The sequence below is a fragment of the Neobacillus sp. FSL H8-0543 genome (assembly GCF_038592905.1).
In the GTDB taxonomy this organism is placed as follows: domain Bacteria; phylum Bacillota; class Bacilli; order Bacillales; family Cytobacillaceae; genus Neobacillus.
The window spans coordinates 612,276-637,203 of record NZ_CP151943.1; the positions used below are offsets into that span (position 1 = coordinate 612,276).

The 24,928-nt window shown below is 37.7% G+C and carries 29 protein-coding genes; 1 reads left to right on the forward strand and 28 read right to left on the reverse strand.

Annotated elements, in window-relative coordinates; genetic code table 11:
• Nucleotides 1-336 (reverse strand): nucleotide pyrophosphohydrolase, encoded by a 336-nt coding sequence (locus NSS81_RS03205; protein ID WP_342432115.1) that lies wholly within the window; start codon nt 334-336, stop codon nt 1-3.
• A gap of 180 nt (nt 337-516) precedes the next feature.
• Here NSS81_RS03205 and NSS81_RS03210 point away from each other — a divergent pair, with 180 nt between their 5' ends.
• Entirely contained in the window at nt 517-1,389 is an 873-nt protein-coding gene (locus NSS81_RS03210; protein WP_342432116.1) for a YitT family protein, read from the forward strand.
• A gap of 53 nt (nt 1,390-1,442) precedes the next feature.
• Here NSS81_RS03210 and NSS81_RS03215 read toward each other — a convergent pair whose 3' ends face one another.
• The 27 genes from NSS81_RS03215 to NSS81_RS03345 all read right to left on the reverse strand — a co-directional run bounded on the left by NSS81_RS03215 (nt 1,443) and on the right by NSS81_RS03345 (nt 24,926).
• Entirely contained in the window at nt 1,443-2,120 is a 678-nt protein-coding gene (locus NSS81_RS03215; RefSeq protein ID WP_342432117.1) for a zinc metallopeptidase, read from the reverse strand.
• A gap of 51 nt (nt 2,121-2,171) precedes the next feature.
• A complete protein-coding gene (ypjB, locus tag NSS81_RS03220; RefSeq protein ID WP_342432118.1) occupies nt 2,172-2,963 on the reverse strand; it encodes a sporulation protein YpjB in 792 nt (263 codons plus the stop codon).
• Between the two features lie 78 nt (nt 2,964-3,041).
• The gene (locus NSS81_RS03225) at nt 3,042-3,635 is read right to left on the reverse strand and encodes a DUF1405 domain-containing protein (RefSeq protein WP_342432119.1); all 594 of its coding nucleotides are present in this window, start codon (nt 3,633-3,635) and stop codon (nt 3,042-3,044) included.
• Between the two features lie 88 nt (nt 3,636-3,723).
• Nucleotides 3,724-4,500: a c-type cytochrome gene (locus NSS81_RS03230; protein ID WP_342432120.1), complete on the reverse strand. Its 777-nt coding sequence runs from the start codon at nt 4,498-4,500 to the stop codon at nt 3,724-3,726.
• Between the two features lie 67 nt (nt 4,501-4,567).
• Nucleotides 4,568-5,242: a cytochrome b6 gene (locus NSS81_RS03235; RefSeq protein WP_342432121.1), complete on the reverse strand. Its 675-nt coding sequence runs from the start codon at nt 5,240-5,242 to the stop codon at nt 4,568-4,570.
• 3 nt (nt 5,243-5,245) lie between these two features.
• On the reverse strand, nt 5,246-5,758 hold the full coding sequence (locus NSS81_RS03240) for a ubiquinol-cytochrome c reductase iron-sulfur subunit (protein ID WP_342433916.1): 513 nt from the start codon (nt 5,756-5,758) through the stop codon (nt 5,246-5,248).
• A 137-nt stretch (nt 5,759-5,895) separates the two neighbouring features.
• On the reverse strand, nt 5,896-6,360 hold the full coding sequence (locus tag NSS81_RS03245; protein WP_342432122.1) for a YpiF family protein: 465 nt from the start codon (nt 6,358-6,360) through the stop codon (nt 5,896-5,898).
• A 99-nt stretch (nt 6,361-6,459) separates the two neighbouring features.
• Nucleotides 6,460-7,026: a ReoY family proteolytic degradation factor gene (locus NSS81_RS03250; RefSeq protein WP_342432123.1), complete on the reverse strand. Its 567-nt coding sequence runs from the start codon at nt 7,024-7,026 to the stop codon at nt 6,460-6,462.
• Nucleotides 7,027-7,070: 44 nt separating this feature from the next.
• Complete coding sequence (locus NSS81_RS03255; protein WP_342432124.1) at nt 7,071-8,327, reverse strand: tetratricopeptide repeat protein; 1,257 nt, start codon at nt 8,325-8,327, stop codon at nt 7,071-7,073.
• A 31-nt stretch (nt 8,328-8,358) separates the two neighbouring features.
• The gene (locus NSS81_RS03260; RefSeq protein ID WP_342432125.1) at nt 8,359-9,258 is read right to left on the reverse strand and encodes a hypothetical protein; all 900 of its coding nucleotides are present in this window, start codon (nt 9,256-9,258) and stop codon (nt 8,359-8,361) included.
• Between the two features lie 106 nt (nt 9,259-9,364).
• On the reverse strand, nt 9,365-10,654 hold the full coding sequence (aroA, locus tag NSS81_RS03265) for a 3-phosphoshikimate 1-carboxyvinyltransferase (protein ID WP_342432126.1): 1,290 nt from the start codon (nt 10,652-10,654) through the stop codon (nt 9,365-9,367).
• 29 nt (nt 10,655-10,683) lie between these two features.
• Nucleotides 10,684-11,790 (reverse strand): prephenate dehydrogenase, encoded by a 1,107-nt coding sequence (locus NSS81_RS03270; RefSeq protein ID WP_342432127.1) that lies wholly within the window; start codon nt 11,788-11,790, stop codon nt 10,684-10,686.
• 12 nt (nt 11,791-11,802) lie between these two features.
• Nucleotides 11,803-12,915, reverse strand: a complete 1,113-nt coding sequence (hisC, locus tag NSS81_RS03275) for a histidinol-phosphate transaminase (RefSeq protein ID WP_342432128.1) — start codon at nt 12,913-12,915, stop codon at nt 11,803-11,805.
• Between the two features lie 23 nt (nt 12,916-12,938).
• Nucleotides 12,939-13,313 (reverse strand): chorismate mutase, encoded by a 375-nt coding sequence (aroH, locus tag NSS81_RS03280; protein WP_342432129.1) that lies wholly within the window; start codon nt 13,311-13,313, stop codon nt 12,939-12,941.
• Nucleotides 13,314-13,328: 15 nt separating this feature from the next.
• On the reverse strand, nt 13,329-14,402 hold the full coding sequence (gene aroB, locus NSS81_RS03285; RefSeq protein WP_342432130.1) for a 3-dehydroquinate synthase: 1,074 nt from the start codon (nt 14,400-14,402) through the stop codon (nt 13,329-13,331).
• Nucleotides 14,402-15,574: a chorismate synthase gene (gene aroC / locus NSS81_RS03290; RefSeq protein ID WP_342433917.1), complete on the reverse strand. Its 1,173-nt coding sequence runs from the start codon at nt 15,572-15,574 to the stop codon at nt 14,402-14,404. The genes aroB and aroC overlap by 1 nt, the downstream gene beginning before the upstream one ends.
• A 253-nt stretch (nt 15,575-15,827) precedes the next feature.
• Nucleotides 15,828-16,274: a nucleoside-diphosphate kinase gene (gene ndk / locus NSS81_RS03295; RefSeq protein ID WP_342432131.1), complete on the reverse strand. Its 447-nt coding sequence runs from the start codon at nt 16,272-16,274 to the stop codon at nt 15,828-15,830.
• A gap of 177 nt (nt 16,275-16,451) precedes the next feature.
• Nucleotides 16,452-17,414: a heptaprenyl diphosphate synthase component II gene (gene hepT, locus NSS81_RS03300; protein ID WP_342432132.1), complete on the reverse strand. Its 963-nt coding sequence runs from the start codon at nt 17,412-17,414 to the stop codon at nt 16,452-16,454.
• A gap of 40 nt (nt 17,415-17,454) precedes the next feature.
• A complete protein-coding gene (locus tag NSS81_RS03305) occupies nt 17,455-18,159 on the reverse strand; it encodes a demethylmenaquinone methyltransferase (RefSeq protein ID WP_342432133.1) in 705 nt (234 codons plus the stop codon).
• Between the two features lie 4 nt (nt 18,160-18,163).
• Nucleotides 18,164-18,985 (reverse strand): heptaprenyl diphosphate synthase component 1, encoded by an 822-nt coding sequence (locus NSS81_RS03310; protein ID WP_342432134.1) that lies wholly within the window; start codon nt 18,983-18,985, stop codon nt 18,164-18,166.
• Between the two features lie 173 nt (nt 18,986-19,158).
• A complete protein-coding gene (gene mtrB, locus NSS81_RS03315; protein ID WP_342432135.1) occupies nt 19,159-19,395 on the reverse strand; it encodes a trp RNA-binding attenuation protein MtrB in 237 nt (78 codons plus the stop codon).
• A 13-nt stretch (nt 19,396-19,408) separates the two neighbouring features.
• Nucleotides 19,409-19,975, reverse strand: coding sequence for a GTP cyclohydrolase I FolE (gene folE / locus NSS81_RS03320; RefSeq protein WP_342432136.1), 567 nt, complete (start codon nt 19,973-19,975; stop codon nt 19,409-19,411).
• A gap of 157 nt (nt 19,976-20,132) precedes the next feature.
• Nucleotides 20,133-20,405 (reverse strand): HU family DNA-binding protein, encoded by a 273-nt coding sequence (locus tag NSS81_RS03325; protein ID WP_026563932.1) that lies wholly within the window; start codon nt 20,403-20,405, stop codon nt 20,133-20,135.
• Between the two features lie 497 nt (nt 20,406-20,902).
• A complete protein-coding gene (gene spoIVA, locus NSS81_RS03330) occupies nt 20,903-22,381 on the reverse strand; it encodes a stage IV sporulation protein A (RefSeq protein WP_342432137.1) in 1,479 nt (492 codons plus the stop codon).
• A gap of 336 nt (nt 22,382-22,717) precedes the next feature.
• On the reverse strand, nt 22,718-23,434 hold the full coding sequence (locus NSS81_RS03335; RefSeq protein ID WP_342432138.1) for a hypothetical protein: 717 nt from the start codon (nt 23,432-23,434) through the stop codon (nt 22,718-22,720).
• Nucleotides 23,435-23,459: 25 nt separating this feature from the next.
• Complete coding sequence (locus NSS81_RS03340; RefSeq protein WP_342432139.1) at nt 23,460-23,645, reverse strand: DUF2768 domain-containing protein; 186 nt, start codon at nt 23,643-23,645, stop codon at nt 23,460-23,462.
• A gap of 225 nt (nt 23,646-23,870) precedes the next feature.
• The gene (locus NSS81_RS03345) at nt 23,871-24,926 is read right to left on the reverse strand and encodes an NAD(P)H-dependent glycerol-3-phosphate dehydrogenase (protein WP_342432140.1); all 1,056 of its coding nucleotides are present in this window, start codon (nt 24,924-24,926) and stop codon (nt 23,871-23,873) included.
• Between the last annotated feature and the right edge of the window lie 2 nt (nt 24,927-24,928).

The following is a 24,928-nucleotide window of genomic DNA, read 5'->3' on the forward strand; positions in this document are numbered from 1 at the left end:
TCATTTCCCTTCTATTCTCGTCCAGCGATCCTTATCCCTTGTATTAAATTTATTCATTACATAATCATGTGCCTCTTCTAGGTCTATATTCAAAGAATTGGCCAAGCAGATAAGAACAAATAGTATGTCTCCTACTTCTTCTTCTATTGCTTTCTCGTCTTCAGTCGACTTTTTTGGTTTCTCTCCATAATAATGGTTTATTTCTCTAGCAAGTTCCCCTAATTCCTCCGTCATCCTTGCCATCATCGAAAGCGGACTGAAATATCCTTCCTTAAATTGACCGATGTATGTGTCTACTTCTGTCTGCATGTCTTTTATTGACTTTCCACCTGCCATGCATCTTCACCTCTTTTATTAAATCAAAACATATATTAATACATTAGCTAAAAAATGGCTCTTTTACAAATATTTTTGTATAAAGGACCAACTTTTCTAATTCGTTTGCCCTTCGATATTTTATTCTATATAATAAATATCGCTGGATGAGGGGAAATTATGGTAGAGGTGGAAGGTTAAATGATATTCGGACTTAAAATTAGAAATATATTATTTATCTTAATTGGTACAGCGATTATGTCCTTTGGACTCGTCAATTTTAATATGCAAAATAAATTAGCTGAAGGAGGTTTTACTGGTATTACCCTTTTATTTTACTTTCTATGGAACTGGGATCCGTCTTACTCAAACTTAATTCTAAATATCCCACTTTTTTTTATTGGCTGGAAAATACTTGGTCGTAACGCATTCATTTATACGATAATTGGAACGGTAGGACTTTCTGTTTTTCTGTGGATTTTTCAGCGTTATCCCATCGATATGCCTCTTCAAGACGATCTAACACTTGCGGCATTGTTTGCTGGTGTTTTTTTGGGAATTGGATTAGGGATTATCTTTCGATATGGCGGGACGACTGGCGGCGTCGATATCATTGCCAGGCTTGTACAGAAATACATTGGTTGGGGAATGGGTAAAACCATGTTCTTATTTGACCTTGGGGTTATTGCACTGTCTGTGATTACCTATTTAAATTATAAACAAGCCATGTACACATTAGTTGCTGTCTTTATCAGTGCCAAAGTCATTGATTTTATGCTAGAGGGCGCGTACTCCGCACGAGGTGCAATGATAATTTCTGAAAAAAATGAACAAATTGCCAAAAAAATTATGGAAGAAATGGACCGCGGTGTTACTGTACTAAAGGGGTATGGATCCTTCACAAAAGCAGAACGTGAAGTTTTATACTGTGTAGTCGCCAAAAATGAAATTATTCGACTGAAAAATTTGGTTACATCCGTTGACCCTCATGCATTTATCTCCGTGAGTATTGTCCACGATGTCCATGGTGAAGGGTTTACTTTAGATGAAAATAAAAAACCTATAGAAAGATAAAAAAGCAATGTCCGCGGTACACGGACATTGCTTTTTGTCTAAATACACGGGTCCTAGTCATTGCGGTTCATGCCAGTGAATAGTAGAACCAGCCTTAGCAGCTCAAGAACCGCTACAGCTGCGGCTGCAACATATGTAAGCGCAGCAGCATTTAATACTTTTTTTGCATCCCGCTCTTCCACATTTCGGATTAATCCTAGGGAGACCACTTGATCCATTGCACGGTTTGAAGCATTAAATTCCACTGGCAACGTAACGACTTGAAAAAGTACCGCCATTGCCATAAAAATAATACCTAATAACAACAATCCGCTCATTTGTGCAAATATCCCAATCATGATAAGAACCCATGAAAAGTTGGAACTAATATTTGCGACAGGAACTAAAGCGTGGCGGAACCGTAAAAATGCATACCTTTCTGCATCCTGGATTGCATGTCCACATTCGTGGGCTGCAATCGCAACTGCAGCAATTGAATGTCCATGATAATTGTCAGACGATAATCGAACCGTCTTCGATCTGGGGTCATAATGATCGCTCAAATAACCTCTTCCCTCTTCCACACCAACACTATATAGACCATTGGCATTAAGGACTTCCCTTGCAACCACTGCTCCTGTAATGCTTGCAGAGTTTGCAACACGTGAATACTTTTTAAAAGTACCTTTTACCCTCATCTGCGCCCAGAGAGGAATTAGGATAATAATCAAGAAATAAATAATGAAAACCATAGTAAATCCTCATTTCAGTTTGTGCTGTTTTAATCTTATTGTAGTATGGTTTTAGTCCTTATTACTTCTAGAGCGATTTTTCCTCATTTCCTTTTCGGCTTGGAACTTTCTCCAACCAACATATGAAAGTGTTAAGATTATAATGCTTCCAGTTGAAATGATCACCCACCATAATGAAGGGTCTGCCTCGTCCTCGTCCATATTATCAAATAGATCCTTCAGATCGGTTTCAAGGCCGTCTAATTCCTGCAGGCTTTTCATGTTATTGACAACTTGAGCACGATATTCATCAATAAAATTTATTCGAGCATCTAATCTTTGTATATTTTCTGCTGAAACATCTATTTTCATACTTGGATAAATTATGTTGTACAAGGATAAAAAGGTATTAAAATTTGTATGAAAATGTGCAGAATCACCACTGTTCGCAGCTTCTTTCGCTTGCTGGAATGCAGTTAAAATTCGTTCCTTCATTTCGATCCATAAGGGCTGATGGCTAGTTGAAATAGCATCCACCACAAGTCGAAACTTAGTCATTTTTGTAACTCGCTCATCGTATTCCATACTGGAGTTCACCGCAGCCTCCATTGCTTCATCATGCGAAACAGTTACAATTCGTAATTCATCCATCGTAAATGAATGGTCATTGGATATATTAGTGAATTGCTCAGAGAAATAATCCAGCAGTTTTTTGGCATCTTCATATCTATGAAATTTCATCATTTGAAGAGCCTCATCAGAAATCATATCAAGTTTCTCTATCTGCGTTTGCTCATTAGCATAAACTGTCATGGGAGCGAGCATGATGACGATTGCAATTATTAGTAACCATTTGATCTTCAAACCTTGTCCCCCCTATCATTACTACTAAAATGTATGAAAGGTGGGACAAGGTTAGACCATCTTTTATAGACACAATCTCTATTTTATCTTAAGTTTATATCGGTTAGGACGAAGAACCAAATAATAGGCTATTGCTAGCGATAAGAGTGACAGCCAAAATGTAAAGTAGCCAATCATCTGGTTAAAGTCAGTTAACATATGATATCTTGGCATCATAAAAAATACGTAATCAATAACATCATTATGTAAAGTCCAGACTGCAGTAACAAGTAAATGCCACCATTTAAAACGGTAAAAGGGGGCAAAGAGAATTCCTTGGACAACCATGGCAAAGTGCGACCCAATTAGCATAACACCAATCCAATCTAATTCTCCCTGAACAAGAAATACGAGCAGATTCATCACAACAGCCCATATACCATACTTAAACAAAGTGACAATCGCAAGTGCTTCAATAAGCGGCCAGTTTTTACGCAGTAGGAATGCAATAAGTACAAATACAAAAAATAAACTTGCGGTAGGGCTATCAGGAACAAATACGAGAAAGATTGCCGGGGTTTCTGCTAATTGCCAACCATACCAATAATACCCATAAACTGTTCCCGCTATATTTATTGCTAGTAATAACTTTAGAATGGATCTGTTTGCCAGGAGAGGATAAATCCAACTCAATTCTACTCCTCTTTTCTTTTTAGAATTTTATGTACGAACAGTTAATGTAAAAAAAGCTGACGATACACCGCCAGCTTTTTTTATTCGTTTATTCTTCAGCAAGGCCTGTGATAAATTCGGAAAGCTTTTGGAGCTCCTCATCAGTACCCTTAAAAATCCCAGCAGGCATTTTGTTTTGCCCATCTGTTGCAATCTTAGATATTTCATCTACTGTTAGGTCTAAGCCAATTAAAGAAGGTGCAGCAGCGCTACCCTGTAAATTTTCACCGTGACAGGTCAAACAGGTTTGCTCACCAGCTATTTTGTATCCATCACTGGCCTTATCGATTTCAACGTCTGCTGTGATTTTACCATATTCTTTTGCTGCTTCCCAATCATGAGCGTCAACACCCTGCCATGTTAAAAACGTAATTGCAGCTATGGCCAACAACATAAATCCAGTTGCTAATGGGCGCTTGCTTGGACGACGTTCTGGTCCACGGTCAATGAATGGAGCTAATAACAAGGCACCAAATGCAATTCCTGGGATAACCATTGCACCAACAACTGTATATGGTCCTGCAGCAAATTCATATTTTAGTAATTGATACAAGAATAAGAAATACCAGTCAGGCATTGGTGTATAGCCAGTATCTGACGGATCAGCAATCCTTTCAAGCGGACTTGGATGTGCTACCGTTAAACATAAAAAACCGACAAGAAATACTGCCCCTACCAACCATTCCTTCAAAAGGAAGTTTGGCCAAAACGCCTCTGTTTTACCAGGGTATTCTGAATAATCTTTTGGAATATTTTTCATCGTCCGGGCTTCTGGTGCAAGTACACGTGAGTCACCTACGAATTTCATTCCTTTACCGCGATGCATCGAGCAATCCCCCTCCTTTATTCGTAAAATAAGAAAATTACTTATTGATAGTCATAAGATTTACTTTTTACAGCGGTCCTGATATACCCTGTTTACGAATCATTATGAAATGCGCGCCCATTAATCCAAGCAATGCTGCAGGCAGGAAGAACACGTGAATCGCAAAGAAACGAGTAAGTGTTTGGGCACCAACAATTGTTTCATGACCTGAAAGTAATGTTTTTAGATGGACACCGATAAACGGTACCGCTTCAATAATTTGAAGTGTAACCTTTGTTGCAAATAATGCTTTCATATCCCATGGTAATAAATAACCTGTTAAACCTAAAGCCAGCATAACGAAAAAGATAAGAACTCCGACAACCCAGTTTAACTCACGCGGTTTTTTATAGGCACCTTGGAAAAACACGCGTAATGTATGTAAAAACATCATTACAATAACTAAACTTGCACCCCAGTGGTGCATGCCCCGGACAATTTGTCCAAATGCTACTTCGTTTTGTAGATAGAAAACTGATTCCCATGCATTCTTGATATCTGGCACATAATACATTGTTAAGAACATACCAGATAGAATTTGTATAACAGTAATAAAAAATGTTAAACCGCCAAAGCAATAAACAAACGCAGAGAAGTGGTGGGCTGGATTAACATGCTCAGGTACTTCATGGTCTGCAAGATCACGCCACAAAGGCGTAATATCTAGTCGTTCATCTACCCAATCGTAAATTTTGTTTAACAATGATTACGCCTCCTTCCGTGGCTCTGCTTTACCTAAATAAAGATAGCCGTCTTTTTCTTGAAATGGATATACATCTAACGGTGCTATTGGCGGAGTACCTTTGACGTTCATTCCATCCTTTGTATAGCGGCCATAATGGCACGGACAGAAGAATTGGTCTTGGTGTGCCTCATCAGTTGCCCAGGCAACTGTACAACCGAGGTGTTTACATACAGGTGAAAGCGCTACTATATTATCTTGCTCATCCTTATAGACCCAAGCAGTTTCAGTAACGTCAGACTTGTACCAAGCGTCGACTTGCTCATACGTGTAATCAACCCGCGTTGGTTCCGTAGTAATATCGGCGACTTTTAGCGGTGTTGCAATATAATCTCCACCTGTTTTTGCTTTTAATACTGGATCAATCGCAAAACGAACCATTGGCATTAACATACCAGCAGCCATGAAACCGCCTACACCTGTTAATGTGTAGCTTAAAAATTGTCGTCTAGAAACGCGATGCTTACTCATGTTTATCCCCCCCCCTATATTCATAAGTTAAGTCCATCGGACATTAAATAAACACATATAAAACTAGGACATAACCATGATATATCAACTTTTAACTAAGGTCAATATCATACTATTTCAAAAACATGTTATTCAGCTTAGAATTACAAATTTTCTTTCCACTTACGAGTAAATAGACTTAATATCTGTTTTACTTGGCTTTCAATCATAGATATTTTTTGCGAATCCTGTAAATGCTCGAGTGGTAGTGACGGAAGCCAAATCAATGAACCATCCAGATTTTCTTCTTGCATTTTCCATTCACTTTCGGAAGTAATGTAGAAAATATGTTTAAATTCACCTTTTTTTATGTTCGCCTCCCATTTCTTCAATTCTGTTAATTCATCATTTAAATTTTCATTTTTCAAATATGTAAATGGCGGAAACAATAATACCCTACCTGTAAATTGTCTTTCCAAGTAGTTTGTTAATAACGAAATAAATTCTGCACTTGAGGCTGACTGTGTCATCTCATTTCCAAAAGATATGGAATATAGGGGTATAACCGCTGTATCTACATATTCCTTTGCACTTAGATATGTTTCAATTTCTTTAGCTAACCATTTCATTCATTACACCAATCCTTTGCAAATAGCTAATACAATCATATCATTTTCCTTGATAACAGCAAAAGAATAATTCATAAAAAAACAAAAACGGAAGCGCGCTTATTGCAGGCTTCCGTTTTTCTCTATCTGCACCAGGTGATTTAACTTTTCTGTCAATGCCCTAAAAGCTCTCTTGTCTTGCTTATCTAGCGCTTCGTCAATTAACTGAAGAAGCTTTTCCCGTTGAAAGCGTTCAATACTATTCTGTAAGAATTGTTCGGCTACAAGACCATCTTTTTCATTCACTTGAAGATGTTTTGGAACAAATGGATTTTCTTCTAATACAGCTGCATATTGATGTGCTTGATTGGAGGCATGAAAATTTAATTGAATAAAGATATCCTCATCTCGATTAAGCCTAATATCATGAAAGGATTTTTCAGCATCCGTTGTCATCACATTTTCTTTATAAAAGCGAAACGGTACCTTGTCGACACAGTGTGTTGACATAATCAGCCCTCGAGGACAATACTGTGCTTGCTCGACAAAATGAACATTTTCCATTAATTGATCGTGGCTCATTAAGTAGTTTAATATCCAAACACATTCTCTTCTTTTTAATTGATAGTGATTTAAAAACCAGCGAATAAAGTCCTTCTTCTCGTTGACAGATACAGGGGTTGCCATGAAAGTTTCCCTCCTCTGCAGAATTCAGCTTTTTATTAATTTCCTCAGCTTGTTAGACGCTCAACCAAATCCTGATACTCTCCATTTGTTGGATCACCTTTTAGCAGTTGTTTAAAGACTTCGGCAGCACGGTCGTTTTTTCCTTCTTCAATTAAAAAATATCCGTAATCATTTAGGAATACTTCGTTATCTTTAAAAAAAGTATATGCACTCTCGTATTTGTCTAATGCATATGAAAACTCGTCTAATTTATTATATGCAAGTGCTGCATCCCATAAGAGTTGTGGCTCTTCATCTTCAACATATTCCAGCTGTGAAATTAAATCAATGACATCCTCGTACCGCTCGTCATGGAAAAACAGCTTGTTTAAGGTGAGTGCTGCTTCCGTGAAACCAGGGTCCAATGCTAAGGACTCTCTAAAATACCTTTCTGCCTGATCTGTTTTTCCAAGTTTAATGGCTATTTTTCCGCCATAAAAAAACAATTCCTTATTAAACTCATCCTGCTTGATTCCTTCTTGAATTGATTTTAGGCTGTTTGCTAAATCTTCTTCCCGTTCATATGCTTTTGCAAGATGTAAATAAAGGGAATGGTATTCTGGATCAAGACCCCTCAATTCCTCGAACTTTTCTATTGCCGTTTGATTGTAACCTGCTTGCAGTGCTGTAAAGGCATAGCCAAACAGTGTATTAATCTCAAGTTTATTATCTAATGCCTTGTCGTAATGTTCTAGCGCTTCTTCAAAAACACCTGAAGCACTTAATAATTCTGCAATACGCTGGTGTAAACTTACTCCGGCAATTTCTTGATGTTCCTTTAGAACAATTTCATATGATTTTATTGCTTTTGAAACTTCACCTTGTTCACTGTAAAGTTCTCCGAGTGCAAAATCAATGATGACTTCCTCAGGTAAAATTAGCTTTGCCCGGAGTAACTTTCTTTCGCATACCTCATAAAGCCCTTGAACTTGATATAAATCTGCTAATAACAATAAAGATTGTCCAAAACTGGGGTCTTGTTCCGAGATTTTCTCTAATTCAAGAATTGCTTGTTCGTCATCGCCAGCCTCAACTAATATTTCTCCCAGCAAGACAAGGAGCTCTCCTTCTTCAGGATAAATTTCTAACAAGCTATTAACTAGTGATTTTGCTTCTGTTAAAAAACCAAACTCAAATAATTCTTCTGCAAGCATGAATTTTTCATCTGGCATACCATTAGTTAATACAACATTATATTCATCTATCGCTTCATTATGTTGGCCATTTTCCAACAGCGAAATAATTTTATTCACTCTATTCATTGTATCTTTCCTCTCGTCCACTAAGAATCATCTATAAAGAAAAAAAAGATGGGGTTCTTACTTTAACATATTCTCCATTTCCAGGCTTAAATAAAACCTCTTCTCCTGCTCGAATTACCTTACCCTTGTGTACTGTAATAACAAGTCTATCATTATGATAATGAAATAAGTTTACTTCATCAACATTCTTGATTTCCCTGCCCTTTAAATATAAATTATAACTTAACTCTGTTCCATGCATTAAGCTCGCTTTTTGTGGATATAAGCCGATTTTGTTTAATTGTGATATAGATAGGGGCTGGTTTTCTTCTACTTCCTCATAAACTGCGGGAATTTTTTCTTTTTCAATTATTACTTTCCATTTCGACATAACAGTCTTTGCTTCCTTCTTTTGATCATTAGAAATTATTGGTATCAGCGGACTATTGTATGGAAATAGTGATTCCCTTATCCAACTCCAGGGAATCTCTTTCAATTCTTCAATATCACAGAATTCAATAAAGATTACAGGAACTTTTTCTTTCTTACATTTTCTCATAAAAGAAGGTGTTACAAGTCTCGCAGGAATTTTCACACCAATAATAAAATCGATTGGACTGCCAATTAAAGCTGTTTTCACTTCCTTCAGTTTTTTATTTAATTCATGTTCGTAGGTAATCGTGGCATAAGTAAGTAATGTGGTACATCCCTTCATAATAAATTGATCAATGATGTATTTTTTGAGTTCTTTAAAGGAGGTATTTAATGGGATTGCGGAATCCAACTGGACAAATGTAGGTGTCATAATGAAGGCTTCTGTATTCATTTTTATTAATTTATATCGTTTGAACTGATCTTGTCTGGCAACAATATGATTTTCCTTAATCAGCAGTGAACATTTGGTTATCTGGCCGTTTTTAAGAATCGTGGCATTTTCAATAATATAGCCCATTTTGCTCCCCTTTCTCTGCTTTCTAGTCTTTAAGACAAGCTATGAGCTAACTATCTAAACTATGACATCATATATATAAAATAAAAAGCTGCACATTTGGCAGCTATTATTTTTTAAGAATATTTAAATGGGTAAAGAAGTTTGGATAGGAAATGGAGATTGCTTCTGGATTCTCTAGTGTGACCTCGCCTTTACATATTTGAGCTGCTATTGCGAGCATCATTCCAATCCGATGGTCGCCATGGCTGGAAACCGTTCCTCCCGTAAGACTAGAACCTCCATAGATTATCATCCCATCGTCCGTAGCCTCTATCCTGGCACCTAGCTTCGTTAATTCTTGAACTACCGTATCAATTCGATTCGTCTCTTTAACCTTGAGCTCTTCTGCATTCTTTATGACAGTTTTTCCTTCTGCCTGAGTTGCCAGTAAAGCGATAATTGGAATTTCATCGATAAGCTTAGGAATCAAATCCCCTTCAATGACCGTCCCCTTAAGACGTGAGGCTTTAATTGTCATGTCGCCGATTGGTTCAAAAGAATCACCAGGCTGATGAGAAATCTCCAAATCAGCTCCCATTTTGTTCATTACATCAATAATTCCATTTCTAGTTGGATTTATTCCAACATTCTTAAGGAGAATCTCACTACCTGGGACAATTGCACCTGCAACAAGAAAAAAAGCAGCCGATGAGATATCTCCAGGAACATGTATTTCCGTACCGATTAGCTTCTGATCACCTTTAACTCTAATAACACTATTATCCCTTTGTATTTCTCCGCCAAATTTACGAATCATTCTTTCTGTATGGTCACGCGTATCAGCTGGTTCAATAATTGTACTTTCCCCTTTTGCCTGGAGACCCGCTAGAATAAGCGCAGACTTCACCTGAGCACTTGCCACAGGGAGTTCATAGTTAATTGGAGTTAGACCACCTCCACGGATACTAAGCGGTGTAAAAGCACCATTATTTCGACCATCAATACGTGCTCCCATCTGCCTTAAGGGCTCCGTTACCCTCGTCATCGGTCTTTTCCCGATTGAGCGATCACCAATTAATGAAGAATAAAATGGTCTGCCCGCCAAAATCCCTAATAATAAGCGAATGGTCGTTCCTGAATTACCAACATCCAATATTTCATCTGGTTCTGTCAATCCATCAAAACCATTTCCGTAAATGGTTAGCAAATTTTCACTTTCCTCAATCACTACACCTAGTTTTCGGAAACAGGAGATTGTACTTAAACAATCATCACCAGGTAAAAAGTTCGTTACCTTGGTAACTCCTTTGGCAATTGAACCAAACATAACAGACCGGTGGGAAATTGATTTATCTCCTGGTATTTCCAGCACACCAGTTAACGCATTAAACGTTGGCTGTATTATTAATGACTCCATATATAATCACCTTACCCAAAATCATTTTATTAACCAGTAGATGTCGCAAAGCTGGATCGATTATGAATACATCGTTCTGCCCTTTGACGATCCTCATCCGTTTGAAAACTAATAACTAAAACTCCGTATATTTCATCTTCACGAGTTTCTAAGATGCGAATATTTGTAATACTAATATTTTCCTGTGCTAAATAACCCGTAATTTCTGAAATGACACCTGGATAATCCGGGACATCGACAAATAAATCATAAAATGCAGGAATGGCTCCTTTTTCTCTGACTGGCAAGCCATCGCGGAATTGCTTTGCCTGATGAAAATAATTTAATATTTCATTGCTGTTTTCTTGCTCCAACAATTCCTTTACCCCATTCATTTCTTCTTGCCACTTGTCTATTAGGTCAATTAATATCTCACGATTGTGCAAGAGAATATCTTTCCACATTTCTGGACTGCTTGAAGCAATCCTAGTAATATCTCTAAATCCTCCTGCAGCCAAACGAGGTATTAAACTTTCTTTATCCGCTAATCTTTCTGTTTGGCGAACAATAGAAGCCGCAATGATATGCGGAAAGTGACTTACAATTCCGGTAAGATAATCATGGTTTTGCGGTGATACTGTTAAAAACTTAGCTTTTGTACCCCTAAGCCAGTCTTTTAACAAATCTACTTTCGAGTTATCGATGTATTCTTCAGGGGTTAACAAGTAAAAGGCATTCTCAAATAAGATTTCCTTTGCAGCAGATATACCACTTTTATGAGAACCCGCCATTGGATGCCCACCAATAAAAGTGAATCCTCTCTTTTCTAAACTGGCAGCATTGGCAACGATTTTTCTTTTAGTACTTCCGGTATCTGTAATCATTACATCTGGTTGTAATGGTAGTTCAGAAAGCAAATGAATGATTGTTTGTGTTTCAATGACAGGAGCCGCAATGATGATTAAATTTGCATTTACTGCCCCTTCACTTATGTCGTCTGCCACTTCATCAATGATGCCAAGCATTTTTGCAAGTCTAGCTTGTTCACTATTTATATCATATCCCGTGACAGTTACGGCTGGATGCTCTTTCTTAATGCACAAGGCTAAAGAACCGCCAATTAACCCTAATCCTATGACAAATACACGGCCATTCAAAGCTGTTTCCCCCTATTTCCCAGTAAGCCCTTCAGTCTCCTTTTTTACTAGAAATTCATTTATTACTTTTAGCAAGCCTTCATTTTCTTCCTCCGTACCAACCGTAATTCGAACGGAAGTAGGAAATCCAAGCGCTTTTCCTGATCGGACTATATACCCTTTTTCTAGTAAAAATTGAAAAACCTTATCTCCATCTACCTTAAAATCAACAAGGATAAAATTAGTTTGAGTAGGAAAGTATTCTAAATTGTTTTGGTCACAAAAATCATATATTCGTGCTAGGTTTTCCCTGTTTTTTCTTTTACATTCCTCGATAAACCCCTGGTCTTCGATAGCAGCTAAAGCTACTGCTTGACCAAAAGAATTAACATTAAAAGGTTCCCTTGCAGGTTCTAGGGCCTTAATAATAGCCGGGTTTGCAACCCCATACCCAACTCTTAATGATGCAAGTCCATATATTTTCGAAAAAGTTCTTAGAACAATTAAATTAGAATAATTTCGTGTTAAGTTAATTGATTGATAGTAATCCTCAGCCACAACGTATTCATAATAGGCTTCATCGAGCACAATCAAGGTTTCTTGCGGGACCTTTTCTAAAAAAGAAACCAATTTACTCTCAGGTATATAAGTACCTGTAGGATTATTCGGACTGCACAGCCAAACGACATTTGTGTTTTCATCAATAGCAGCCAGCATTTGATCCAAATCATGCTCTCCATTTACTAACGGAACTTCTATAATTTCCGCTCCTTCAATAATCGCATTGTGTTTATATTGAGAGAAGGTTGGTATAGCCATCACCGTATTAGCTTCTGAATGAAGAAGTGCCCTGGAAATCATTTGAATAATATTATCCGAGCCGTTTCCAAAAATTAGTTCTTCAGGCTCTACTCCCAGGAATGATGCTACCCCCTCTCTAAGATTTGTGGCATAACCATCTGGATAGATTGCCATGCTTAAAGAAGCCGTTTGAAGTGCTGCATGAGCTTTGTCGGAACAGCCATAAGGGTTTTCATTTGAAGCAAGCTTAACGATTTTATCAAGGTTATAGAGTTTCTTTACTGACTCTGTTGATTTTCCCGGCTGATAAGGAGTCAGTGTTAATAATTGCTTTTTCCATCTCAAATTCTCCACCCCATCCAATAGCATTATTTTTGCGCTTTTACATCTAGATCTGGTCTTAACACTTTAGCTTTATTTAAATATACATGTTTAATTTCCTGCTGTGTTTGTTCTGTATTTACATGAAGCATTACTCTAATACACATTTGTAAAGAATTATCCACAGGCATTTCCCTCATACACATTACCGGCACATAGGTCCATCCGGGAAATTTCCTTAGTGCCCTGGCAGGGAAAGCAGCACTGATATCCTCTGTTGTTGAAATAAATACAGATGCAACAAGCTCTGGTTTAACTTCATTCACTTCGATTAATTTTGCCAAAAGCTCTTCTGTTGCAGAAATGATTGTTTCTTCTGTATTTTGGCTGGCAGTAGTTGCCCCTCTCATCCCTCTAATCATGAAAAGCCCCCCTTATTATTTAAAGCTTTTAAGCTGCTCTAATAGTAATTCGTCGGAAAGCTCCTGAAGTACTGGTTTCCCCAATTGTTCAAGCAGTACAAATCGTATGGACTCACCTACAGTTTTTTTATCTTGCTTCATTCTAGCTATTAATCGTTCATGCGATAAAGCAGAAGGGATCTTTGTATCATAACCAAGTTTTTCAATCCAGTCCGTAAACTCGATTAGATTAAAGGAAAGTCCGTTCAGCTCCTTACTTAATTTAAGCGCATAGAGCATTCCAATCATTACTGCTTCTCCATGAGTAAAGTTCCCATAGCCCATTTCAGATTCAATCGCATGGCCAAGCGTATGGCCAAAATTCAAATATGCTCGAATACCCGTTTCCTTTTCATCCCTTGAAACAAATTCGTTTTTTATTTTTATTCCTTTTGTAACTGATTTAAGTAATTGCTCTGGTGAGATGGTTTCTAGGCTATGTATATTGGTTCGCAACCAGCCGAAAAACACCGGATCATAAATAAGAGCATGTTTGATGACTTCCGCAAAGCCAGAGCGTACTTCTTGTGTTGATAATGTGCTTAAAAAATCGAGATCATAAAAAACAGCCAGGGGCTGATGAAAGGCACCTATCATATTTTTCCCCAAGGGGTGGTTTATGGCCACCTTCCCCCCAACGGCACTATCATGTGCCAAAATGGTTGTCGGCACTTGAATAAATGGAATACCCCTCATAAACGAAGCAGCAACATATCCGGATAAATCTCCTACCGCCCCTCCGCCAAATGCAAGAATTACAGATTTACGATCGAGTCGGTTTTCTAATGCAATTGTTAAAGCTTGATAAAATACATCGAATGTCTTAGCTTTTTCGCCACTGGGTGAAGTATATACAATTGGATTCCATGGCCCTATTAAAGGTAATAAAGAATCAAGATGAAGCTCTGCAACAGTTTCGTCGGTAATGATTAATATTCTTGTTAGGTCAGGAAAATGATTGGTTAAAAAAGTACTAATCTCATTTTTCGCACCTTTTCCGACAGTCACATTGTAGTTTTTCGAGCCTGTTTGGATCGTAATGACTTCCATCAAAACTCCCTCGCAAACTTACGCTGGCGTTCAATTTCCGCTGCAAAGGCATCAAACCGGTCACTATAAAATTGTTCTAATAGTGCATTTGCCAATTCCCATGCAACAACATGTTCAGCAACAACCGCAGCAGCTGGAACTGCACAGCTATCTGAACGTTCTACACTTGCAGAAAAAGCTTCTTTTGAATCGATATCAACACTCATTAATGGTTTATATAGCGTTGGAATTGGTTTCATAACACCTCGGACAACGATAGGCATCCCCGATGTCATGCCGCCCTCCATGCCTCCGAGTCGATTGGTCTTTCTTGTATACCCTTCGTCCTCTGACCAGATGATTTCATCATGCACTTCACTTCCAGGTTTTCTGGCAGCCTCAAAGCCAATCCCGAACTCCACACCTTTAAAGGCGTTTATACTAATAATCGCGGCAGCAAGCTTAGCATCTAACTTACGATCATATTGTACATAGCTCCCAACCCCTGCTGGCATACCTGATGCAATTACTTCCACCACTCCTCCAATGGAATCACCATTCTTCTTTGCATTATCAATTGCTTCCATCATTTTTTGTTCTACACTTGTATCAGCACACCGAACAGGAGAAAGTTCTGTCATCTCCTTCAAGTTTTCAATCGTTAAAGTTGGGTCAAGGTTTGCCTTAATTCCACCGATTTCAACAACATGTGAAACGATTGACACACCAACTAAGGATAAAAGTTTCTTTGCTACAGCTCCAGCCGCAACCCTTACAGTAGTCTCACGTGCAGATGAACGTTCAAGGACATTTCTCATATCGCGATGACCGTATTTTATCGCACCATTTAAGTCAGCATGACCAGGACGGGGACGTGTAATCTTTCGTTTCACTTCATCCTCATGGCCTTCTTCTAATGGCTCAGGTCCCATAATTTTTGTCCAATGCTTCCAATCGTTATTCTTAACAACCAACGCAACCGGTGAACCGAGTGTTTGTCCATGACGAACGCCTGAGAGAATTTCAACGGTATCTTTCTCAATTTGCATTCGTCTCCCGCGACCATATCCTTTTTGTCGCCTTTGTAATCCCTCATCTATATCGGAAGCTAATAAAGGCATTCCTGCAGGCAATCCTTCTAAGATTGTTGTTAATTGTGGGCCATGTGATTCACCCGCTGTTAAGTATCTCATTCCCATAACTCTTTCCCCCTTCAACTCATTAAAGGATTTTATATCAATATACCATATACCACCCAAGAAACATAGAGCAACTATTCAGAAAATAGAAATGAAATTTAAAGAAATTATTTATATAATGATAATAACTGGTTATTCATTTGTATACTAAATTAGCTAATAAATTTCAAGTTCTTTTGATTAAAAGTATGTATGCGTATACAAAAAGGCACTTGTATTAAAATATACAAGTGCCTTTTTAATATTATTAATAGATCCATTCGTTAACTAGTTTTGTGTATTCAACAACACCAGTTTCTTTAAAGAATAATCCAATTTCACGTTCAGCACTAGCAGCTGAATCAGAACCATGAATAACATTTTTACCAACTGTTAGGCCGAAATCACCTCGGATGGTACCTGGTGTAGCATCTTTAGGGTTAGTAGCTCCCATCATTTGGCGTGCAGTTAAAATTACATTTTCACCTTGCCATACCATAGCGAAAACTGGACCCGATGTAATAAAATCAACTAATTCACCAAAAAATGGACGTTCCTTGTGCTCGCCATAATGTTCTTCTGCAAGTTCTGCTGAAATACTCATTAATTTAGCACCAACTAATTGAAACCCCTTTTTCTCAAAACGCGCAACTATTTCTCCAATTAAATTGCGTTGAACTCCGTCTGGTTTTACCATTAAAAATGTTTTTTCCACGAATCCCACTCCCAAATCGATATGTATAATAAATTGTCCTAAGTGACAATCCATAAAAGATTACCATTTTTACGAATATTTCGCAAGAGAAAAACAAGAGAAACTCATTATTATAGTCCTTCCATTGACGGTAGGGAATAAAATAAGAGTTAATCGCTGATAGATTAACTCTCATTTCTAAAATTTTCGCTTGCCAATAAATTTTGCAATATCACGAAGAGACTTCTTCGCTCTATTCGCTGGAAGCTCTTCTAGCACAGCTAGTGCTTTTTCTAAGTACCTGTCACTCAATGCGATAGATTTTTCTATTGCTCTTGATTGTTTTATTAGCATTATTATGGATTCGATTTCTTGTTGCTCCATATGCTCATGTACCTTTTCAATCTCTAAGCGAATACTTTCCTTTTCCATTGCATAGAGGGCTGGAGCAGTAATATTTCCTTGTAATAGATCACTGCCAGCAGGTTTGCCAAGCTCTTCCTCTGTTGAAGTGAAATCCAATACATCGTCGATAATCTGAAAGGACATACCCACATAATAACCAAATTTATACAGCCTTCTATGAACTGATTCTTCAACACCAGCAGCAATGGCTCCCAACTGGCAGCTCGCAGCAATTAATAGGGCCGTCTTTCTCTTAATGCGTCGTAAATAATCCCTTAGGTTTTGGTTCGTACGATACTTATCTTTAATTTGCTGAATCTCGCCAACAGTCACTTCGACAATGGTATTTGCTAATATTTTATGGGCCATAGGTTTCTCAATTTCAGTCATTAGCTCGAGAGCTAATGCAAAAATAAAATCTCCTGTATACATAGCTGTTTTGTTATCCCATTTCGCTTTTACAGTTGGCTGCCCTCTTCTAAGGTCCGCATCATCGATTACATCATCATGAACGAGAGAGGCCATATGAATAAGTTCAAGGGCAACAGCTACATTTTTCATAACATTAATATCGTAATTCCCAAACTTCCCAGCAAGTAATACAAAAATTGGACGAATTCTTTTTCCGCCCGCTTTTAATGTATGCAAAGAAGCTTCTTTCAAAAGAATAGAGTCTGCCTGAATGGTTGCCTCTAGGTTTTTTTCGATTATGTTAATATCCGAATTCAAAAATGAATACATCATTTTTAATTTCATTTGTATTCACCCAGCTTTTCATCCTATCTACTTGTTCCTATTACTTCTTATACCCCATATGAACTGCAGCAGCTCCACCACTATATGGTTTATACATTACATCTTTTAAGCCTGCACTTTCAAACATACGTGCTAGTTCTTTCATACCTGGAAAGTCCCTTGCTGATTCTTGCAGCCACGAATATTCTTTATAGCTTTTAGCAAATAATTTCCCAAACATCGGCATAATGTATCGGAAGTAAAAAAAGTAAAGTTGTCTATAGCCAATTAACGTCGGTTGAGAGGTTTCAAGACAAACAACAATGCCGCCTGGTTTAACTACTCTACGCATTTCTTTTAGTACCTGTAAATAATCAGGAACATTTCTTAATCCAAAGCCAATTGTTGCATAATCGAAACTATTATCAGGGAAAGGTAGTTCCATCGCATTTCCGTGCACTAGTTTTACCTGCTTCAGCCCCAGTTCTTTTACCTTTTCAACCCCAACATTAAGCATGTTTTGGCTAAAATCTAAACCAGTAACATCGCCAGTTGGACCAACGGCGTCGGCTAATGCAATCGTCCAGTCAGCTGTTCCACAGCAAACGTCTAGGGCTTTCGATCCCGGCTTGACATTCATCCTCTTCATGGTGTCTTTGCGCCATTTGATGTGCTGTTGAAAACTAATGACTGAGTTCATTTTATCGTAGTTGTCAGATATTTTTTCAAACACCTTATGAACTCTTTGTTCTTTCGATTGCTGCATGTATTTACCCTTCTTCCACTAATGTTTTCGCAATTGGCATATGTTCATCGACTATTGATGTTATCCGATCCTCAAGCATATCGTTAAGAAATGGAAGCTGGTTCATCCCTCTTAAAATTGTTTGTTTTGAATTATCAAGGTATTGACCACAAATAAAAAGTAACTCCCGCTTTTCTTCACTGGATATTTCATTTAAATTATGCTTATTACGCGGAAAAATCATTTCTTTCATACGTTCGAACAACGGTGAACTTCCAGTATTAATAAATTGGCTTTCTTCTCGAAGTAATCTTTTCATAAAAAACAGATTAGCAATAATCTCGTTCCACAAATCTACTTTAAAATACTTAGAAAACCGCGTGATAAGGCTACTCTCAATTCTTTTTATACTAGTCATCAGTTCTTCTATTTCACGCGATTCTTTCCGATAAACGGAAATTTTATGTTCATTGACCTCTTTTATACCTTTAGAGAGTTCTTTGATCATGAGATTGTCTTCAGTTTCAGCTAGGAGCTTATAGTATAAGCCACTGTAATAATCACCTGCTAGAACAGTTAATTGTCTATTCTTTTCATCAACAGCTGCATTTGATATATGTTCATGGGTATCAAGGGCTATTTGTACAAGCATAGTAGTCATAGCATAATTTTTAAGTTCATTGTAAGACAATTCGAGACGTTCCATAATCGAAAGAAGGACAAGTAGTTTATCTTTGTCAATTACTGGAACTTTAATGTATTTAAGCAAGTAAGGATGGTTTACCCGTTGTTCAACCTGCTGTTTAATATCTGTAAATTTCTGTTGAATGTCTGGCAATTTTATCACCCTTGCTTCCCCGTATAATTATTTATTATGTCCTTTTAATCTTAACAAGGCAGTGACAATTATATCATAAAAGCTTTTTGTGTGAGCAGGAATTCACAAAATAAATACATTTTCACTATAAGGAAATATGAATAAATAAGAAAATGTTATTTAATCGAGTATTTTTCACTCTCTTACTTCTTAATATCACTTTCTACTTCACCAAAGTGTGTAAGTATTTTTGCATTTCCTCTGACTTTTATTGCAGATGTATGCTCGGTAAACTGAGCAATTAATACTTCCCCTTTATCAAGCTTTTCAGAATGATGGAAACGTGTATCTGATCCCCTGGTTAAACCAATTACATTAACACCATTCTCCATAGCTTTTATAACAACGAAATCACTTGTTTGCGATTGACGCTTTTCCATTTATTCACCCCGTTTAATTCCGAATTAATGCAAGTATTTCTGAACGTGCAGTCGCATCATTGGCTAACGTGCCACGAACGGCCGTTGTGACAGTTTTAGAGCCTGGTTTTTTTACCCCGCGCATGGTCATACACATATGCTCAGCTTCTACAATCACCATAACTCCATGAGGCTCTAACTTTTCCATCATGCTTTCTGCGATTGTGGATGTAATTCTTTCCTGCAATTGAGGCCTTTTCGCTACAGCCTCTACAGCCCTGGCTAATTTACTCAGTCCCGTAACTCGGCCATCTTTCGGATAATAGGCAACATGTGCTTTTCCAAAAAACGGTACAAGGTGATGCTCGCACATCGAATAAAATGGAATATCTTTTACTAAAACTAATTCTTCATAGTCTTCACTAAAGATCGTCTCAAAATGTTTCTTTGGATCATCATTTAAACCACTAAAAACTTCTTGGTACATTTTTGCTACTCTTTTTGGTGTATCGAGCAGTCCTTCTCGGTCTGGATCTTCTCCTATTGCTTCCAATATTAAACGCACCGCTTCTTCAATTTGGGTACGGTTTATTTCTGACATGCAAATTCCCCCTATGGTTAGCAAAAAAACATATATAGTTCCATATTAGCATAACCATTTCAACTCAAGCAAAAATCTTAACCATAGAAAAAAGGCCATGGGTTTATCCCATGACCTTTTTGCCTAAGCGTACGCTTAAAGCAATAAATTTATGTAATTATTTTACTGCGTCTTTAAGCGCTTTACCTGGTTTGAAAGCAGGAACTTTGCTAGCTGCGATATCAATTTCCTCACCTGTTTGAGGATTGCGACCTTTACGGGCTGCACGCTCGCGTACTTCAAAGTTACCAAAACCGATTAATTGTACTTTATCACCATTTTTTAAAGCATCTAGAATTGCATCAAAAACAGCATCAACTGCTTTTGTAGCGTCTTTTTTAGAAAGTTCACTTGCTTCTGCTACTGCGTTAATTAGTTCTGTCTTGTTCATGCTTGTCACCTCCTCCCAATAAATTGAGTTAAGATTCGTAAATAAGATTACTTATCTACATTTCTAAACAAATTTTGTAGTTTCTATACGTTACAGCGCGGTTTTATTAGAAAAATAAATAAAAATAGCAACAATTAGTATTTTAATTCTACTTTTTTTACAAAACCTTGCTATATAAAGGTTTCAGCACTATAACGTAAGTCTGTTAAAAGATTATCATAATCATTTGAGGTTATCAAGAATATTTCATGAAATAATGGTAATCTTTTCTTCAGTTCGACAAAAATCTGCTTTTTTTGAAGTATTTGGTAGAATTTTTCCACATATTTGTTAAACTAGCCTGTTGATTGGAACTCCAGGCACTTCGCTTTCCGCGGGCAGTCCGGGAGCCTCCTCGTCGCTTCGCTCCAATCAACATCGTTAGCAAAATCAACAATATTCTTTAACACACTGATATCTAAAAAAGCAAAAAAGACTCCAAATTGGAGTCTTGCTGCTTATAGAATAATCGCGATTAAGCCGCCTGAACCTTCGTTAATAATTCTCTCTAGTGTTTCTTTTAGTTTATATCTTGCATTTTCTGGCATTAATGACAGCTTCGCCTGAATCCCTTCACGGACGATCGAGCTTAGGGATCTTCCGAAGATATCAGAATTCCAAATGGATAACGGATCATCTTCAAAATCCTGCATTAAGTAGCGGACTAGTTCTTCACTTTGTTTTTCGGTACCAATGATTGGTGCAAATTCAGACTCAACATCCACTTTTATCATGTGAATAGAAGGTGCAACTGCTCTCAATCTTACACCGAATCTGGCACCCTGACGGATAATCTCTGGCTCTTCTAAGCTCATATCTGAAAGTGACGGAGAGGCAATACCATAGCCAGTTTGCTTAACCATCTTTAAGGCATCAGCAATATGGTCATATTCTGCCTTCGCATGTGCAAAATCCTGCATAAGCTCAAGAAGGTGATCCTTCCCTCTAATCTCTACTCCAACGATTTCTTTTAAAATATCGTCGTAGAGTTCGTCTGGAGCAAACAAATCAATTTCAGCCACGCCTTGCCCCATTTCAATTCCAGCCAAACCAGCTCTTTCAATGTAATCAAAGTCGCTAAATTGCTGGACCACTCTATCCACATCTCTTAATCTTTTTATATCCTTAACAGTCTCTTTTACTGCTTCTTGATAGCTTTCGCGCAGCCAATGGTTCTCTCTTAACACCATTACCCAGCTAGGCAGATTAACGTTAACCTCGAGGACAGGGAATTCATAAAGCGCCTCACGCAGGACATTCAGAACATCGCTATCGCGCATACTTTCTACACTCATCGAGATGACAGGAATGTCGTATTTATCTGCTAAGCTGGCTCTAAGCGTCTCAGTACTTGGATGGTAAGGCTGTGCGCTGTTCACAACCATAATGAACGGTTTACCCACTTCCTTCAGCTCATTAATGACTCGTTCTTCAGCCTCAATATAATTACTTCTTGGAATCTCTCCAATTGTTCCGTCAGTTGTAACAACTACACCAATGGTAGAATGCTCTTGTATTACTTTACGCGTACCAATTTCAGCAGCCTCATGAAAGGGAATTGGCTCCTCATACCAAGGTGTATTTATCATTCTAGGACCATTCTCATCCTCATAGCCCTTAGCCCCCGGGACTGTATACCCTACACAATCCACAAGTCTAATATTTACATTCAGACCTTCCTCAACATGGACAGATACTGCCTGGTTAGGAACAAATTTCGGCTCAGTAGTCATGATTGTTTTTCCTGCAGCACTCTGAGGCAGCTCATCCTGTGTTCTAGATCTCTCTGCTTCATTTTCTATATTCGGCAATACCACCAGTTCCATAAATTTTTTAATAAACGTGGATTTACCTGTTCGAACAGCACCTACAACTCCTAAATAAATATCACCGCCGGTTCTTTCGGCAATATCTTTAAACACATCAACCTTTTCCAAGTGATCCCCTCCCGATCATAGAGTAAAGTGGGATAATATTATCCATTTAGGTATTTTTGGACACTATATGTTTATGATGTTGTCCTATATTGTTATGACACTTTTCTGAAATTTTTTACCCCCTTAATATTAACTCGTTATTTTTCTCTGGTATCTATTGTGTCCGAGCGAATTGATCGAATGAGGGTTTCTAATAAAGAAACTGAGTTGTTTGGTGCTACCAATGTTGTCCTTATGGCAATTTAGTGTTTATACACTTCTTAGCCTAAAAAAAAAACCCTTCTCCTACAATATATTTCGCAGGTGAAGGGTTATGACTATTTGCTGTGAACAATATCAATCTAATTGATATAAAAAAATTGGCTCATTGTTGTTTTCATCGACCGTATAGGGTAAAGAGTATGCTGGGACAATCATTGAGTCCTCTAATAGAATGTAACGAATATCCTCTCCAGGGCTTACTTTTTTATTTGATTTCTGAAGAACTTGATATAAATCTTGCCGGTAATCTACAAAGACTTCCGCATTTCCTGTAATAATCAGTGGAAGATTTTGATTTGTATATGGACTCACCACAAATGGAGGCTGCTTAAAACCTAGTTCACTGAAATCTATCGAATAAACATTTTCAGCAATTTTTTCTTTAAAGGGCGGATATCCGCTCGTTTTTATTCTTAAGTTAATATCGCGAATGGTTTCTGCCATCCTTAAATCAAGAAGTTTTACTGTTGGATTTGTTTCTGCGTCGACGAGTACGTATTGAAAAATCCCACCGCTTTCAAAAGCATTTCCTGGTGGCTCAGAAATATATTTTGGAGCGATCTTTTTAAAGTCTATGGGATATTTCTGGTAAATTGGAGTCTCTAAGTCCTTCGTCTTGATTGGGAGGATTCCTCCATTGTCCTCCTGAAAGGAATTTACTGCATGTTGAACAGCTTGAATTTGATCTACATATGGAATTTGATTTTTTGCTAATTCTTTATCTGGATACATACATCCAGATAAGAACAGGATGGTTATAGCCAGTATAGCGGTAAGCACTTTGCATTTCATACAATCACCTGTATTTTTCTTTTTTTTATGTAAAGAGAACGATAAACAATGTGAAACCAGCAATGATTAGAAAGAAGTAGGCAAGAAAAGCAGTCAAAACCCGAAGAATTCCTTTTAACTTAAAGCGGCTTAAATAAATTGTTATGATAGATAGAAACATGAGTCCTATTCCCGCAATCGATATCCACATTTTTAGCATACCTGGTGACAAAATGACCCCTCCTTTTTTCGAAAATTATTATATCATAGTAACTTGGTTACTAAAAAAAATTTGATTTATATACAAATAAAAAACTGAAGTAAGGAGGGGCGAATTCCGTACTTCAGTCTTGTGACTAAAATAACCCATTTCTAGGTTCAAACTAGAAGTGTGCTTCGTTGCATTGTATGCATAAATCATAGAAAGCGCGTCATTGAACGATTATAAAAATTAATTTTACTCAAAAATATTTTTTTCGTCGTGAATATTAACTAAGTCTTCCATTTCGTGTGTTTTACCACGGGCCATTAAAACATCAACAGCATCTTTGGCATTTTTTCCGTTGAACAGGACATTGTATAAGGCCATAGTAATCGGCATGTTAACATCGTACTTCAATGCAAGCTGATAGGCTGCTTTGGTGGTCCTAACGCCTTCTACAACCATGCCCATGTTCTTTAGGACCTCTTCAAGGGTATTTCCTCTGCCTAAAAGATTTCCCGCTCTCCAATTCCTTGAATGGACGCTTGTACATGTAACAATTAAATCTCCTATGCCAGTCAATCCTGAAAAGGTTAACGGATTCGCACCCATTTTCGTTCCTAAACGAGCAATCTCAGCCAAACCTCTTGTGATAAGTGCTGCTTTTGCATTGTCGCCATAACCTAGTCCATCTGTTATACCTGCAGCTAAGGCAATAATATTTTTTAATGCACCGCCAATTTCTACACCAATAACATCTGGATTGGTATACACACGGAAATTGTTGTTAATAAAAATATCCTGCACTTCTTCTGCAGCCACCATATCTTCTGAAGAAACTGTTACAGTGGTTGGCTGGCGTAAGCTTACTTCCTCAGCATGGCTTGGTCCTGATAAAACAACCACTGCCTTTAAAAGCTCACTAGGCATTTCTTCCTTAATCATTTCAGTTATACGCATCAATGAATCCGGCTCTATTCCTTTACTAACGTGAGCAATTGTCAACGGTGAGTGGTGAACAGTACGTATTTTTTCAATTACTTCACGAATCGCTTTCGTTGGAACAGCCAAAATAACCATTTTCACTTCTGCCAAGGCATTACTTAATGAAGCGTATCCAATAATTAACTCAGGCAGTACAACTTCTGGTAAATATTTTTTATTGGTATGAAGCTGATTGATTTCATTCACTTGGTTTTCGTTATGGCTCCATAATCGAACTTCATAACCATTATCCGCCAAAACCATAGCCAGTGCTGTTCCCCAGCTTCCAGCACCGACAACAGTGATAGGCCCTTTATTTTGCTGCATTT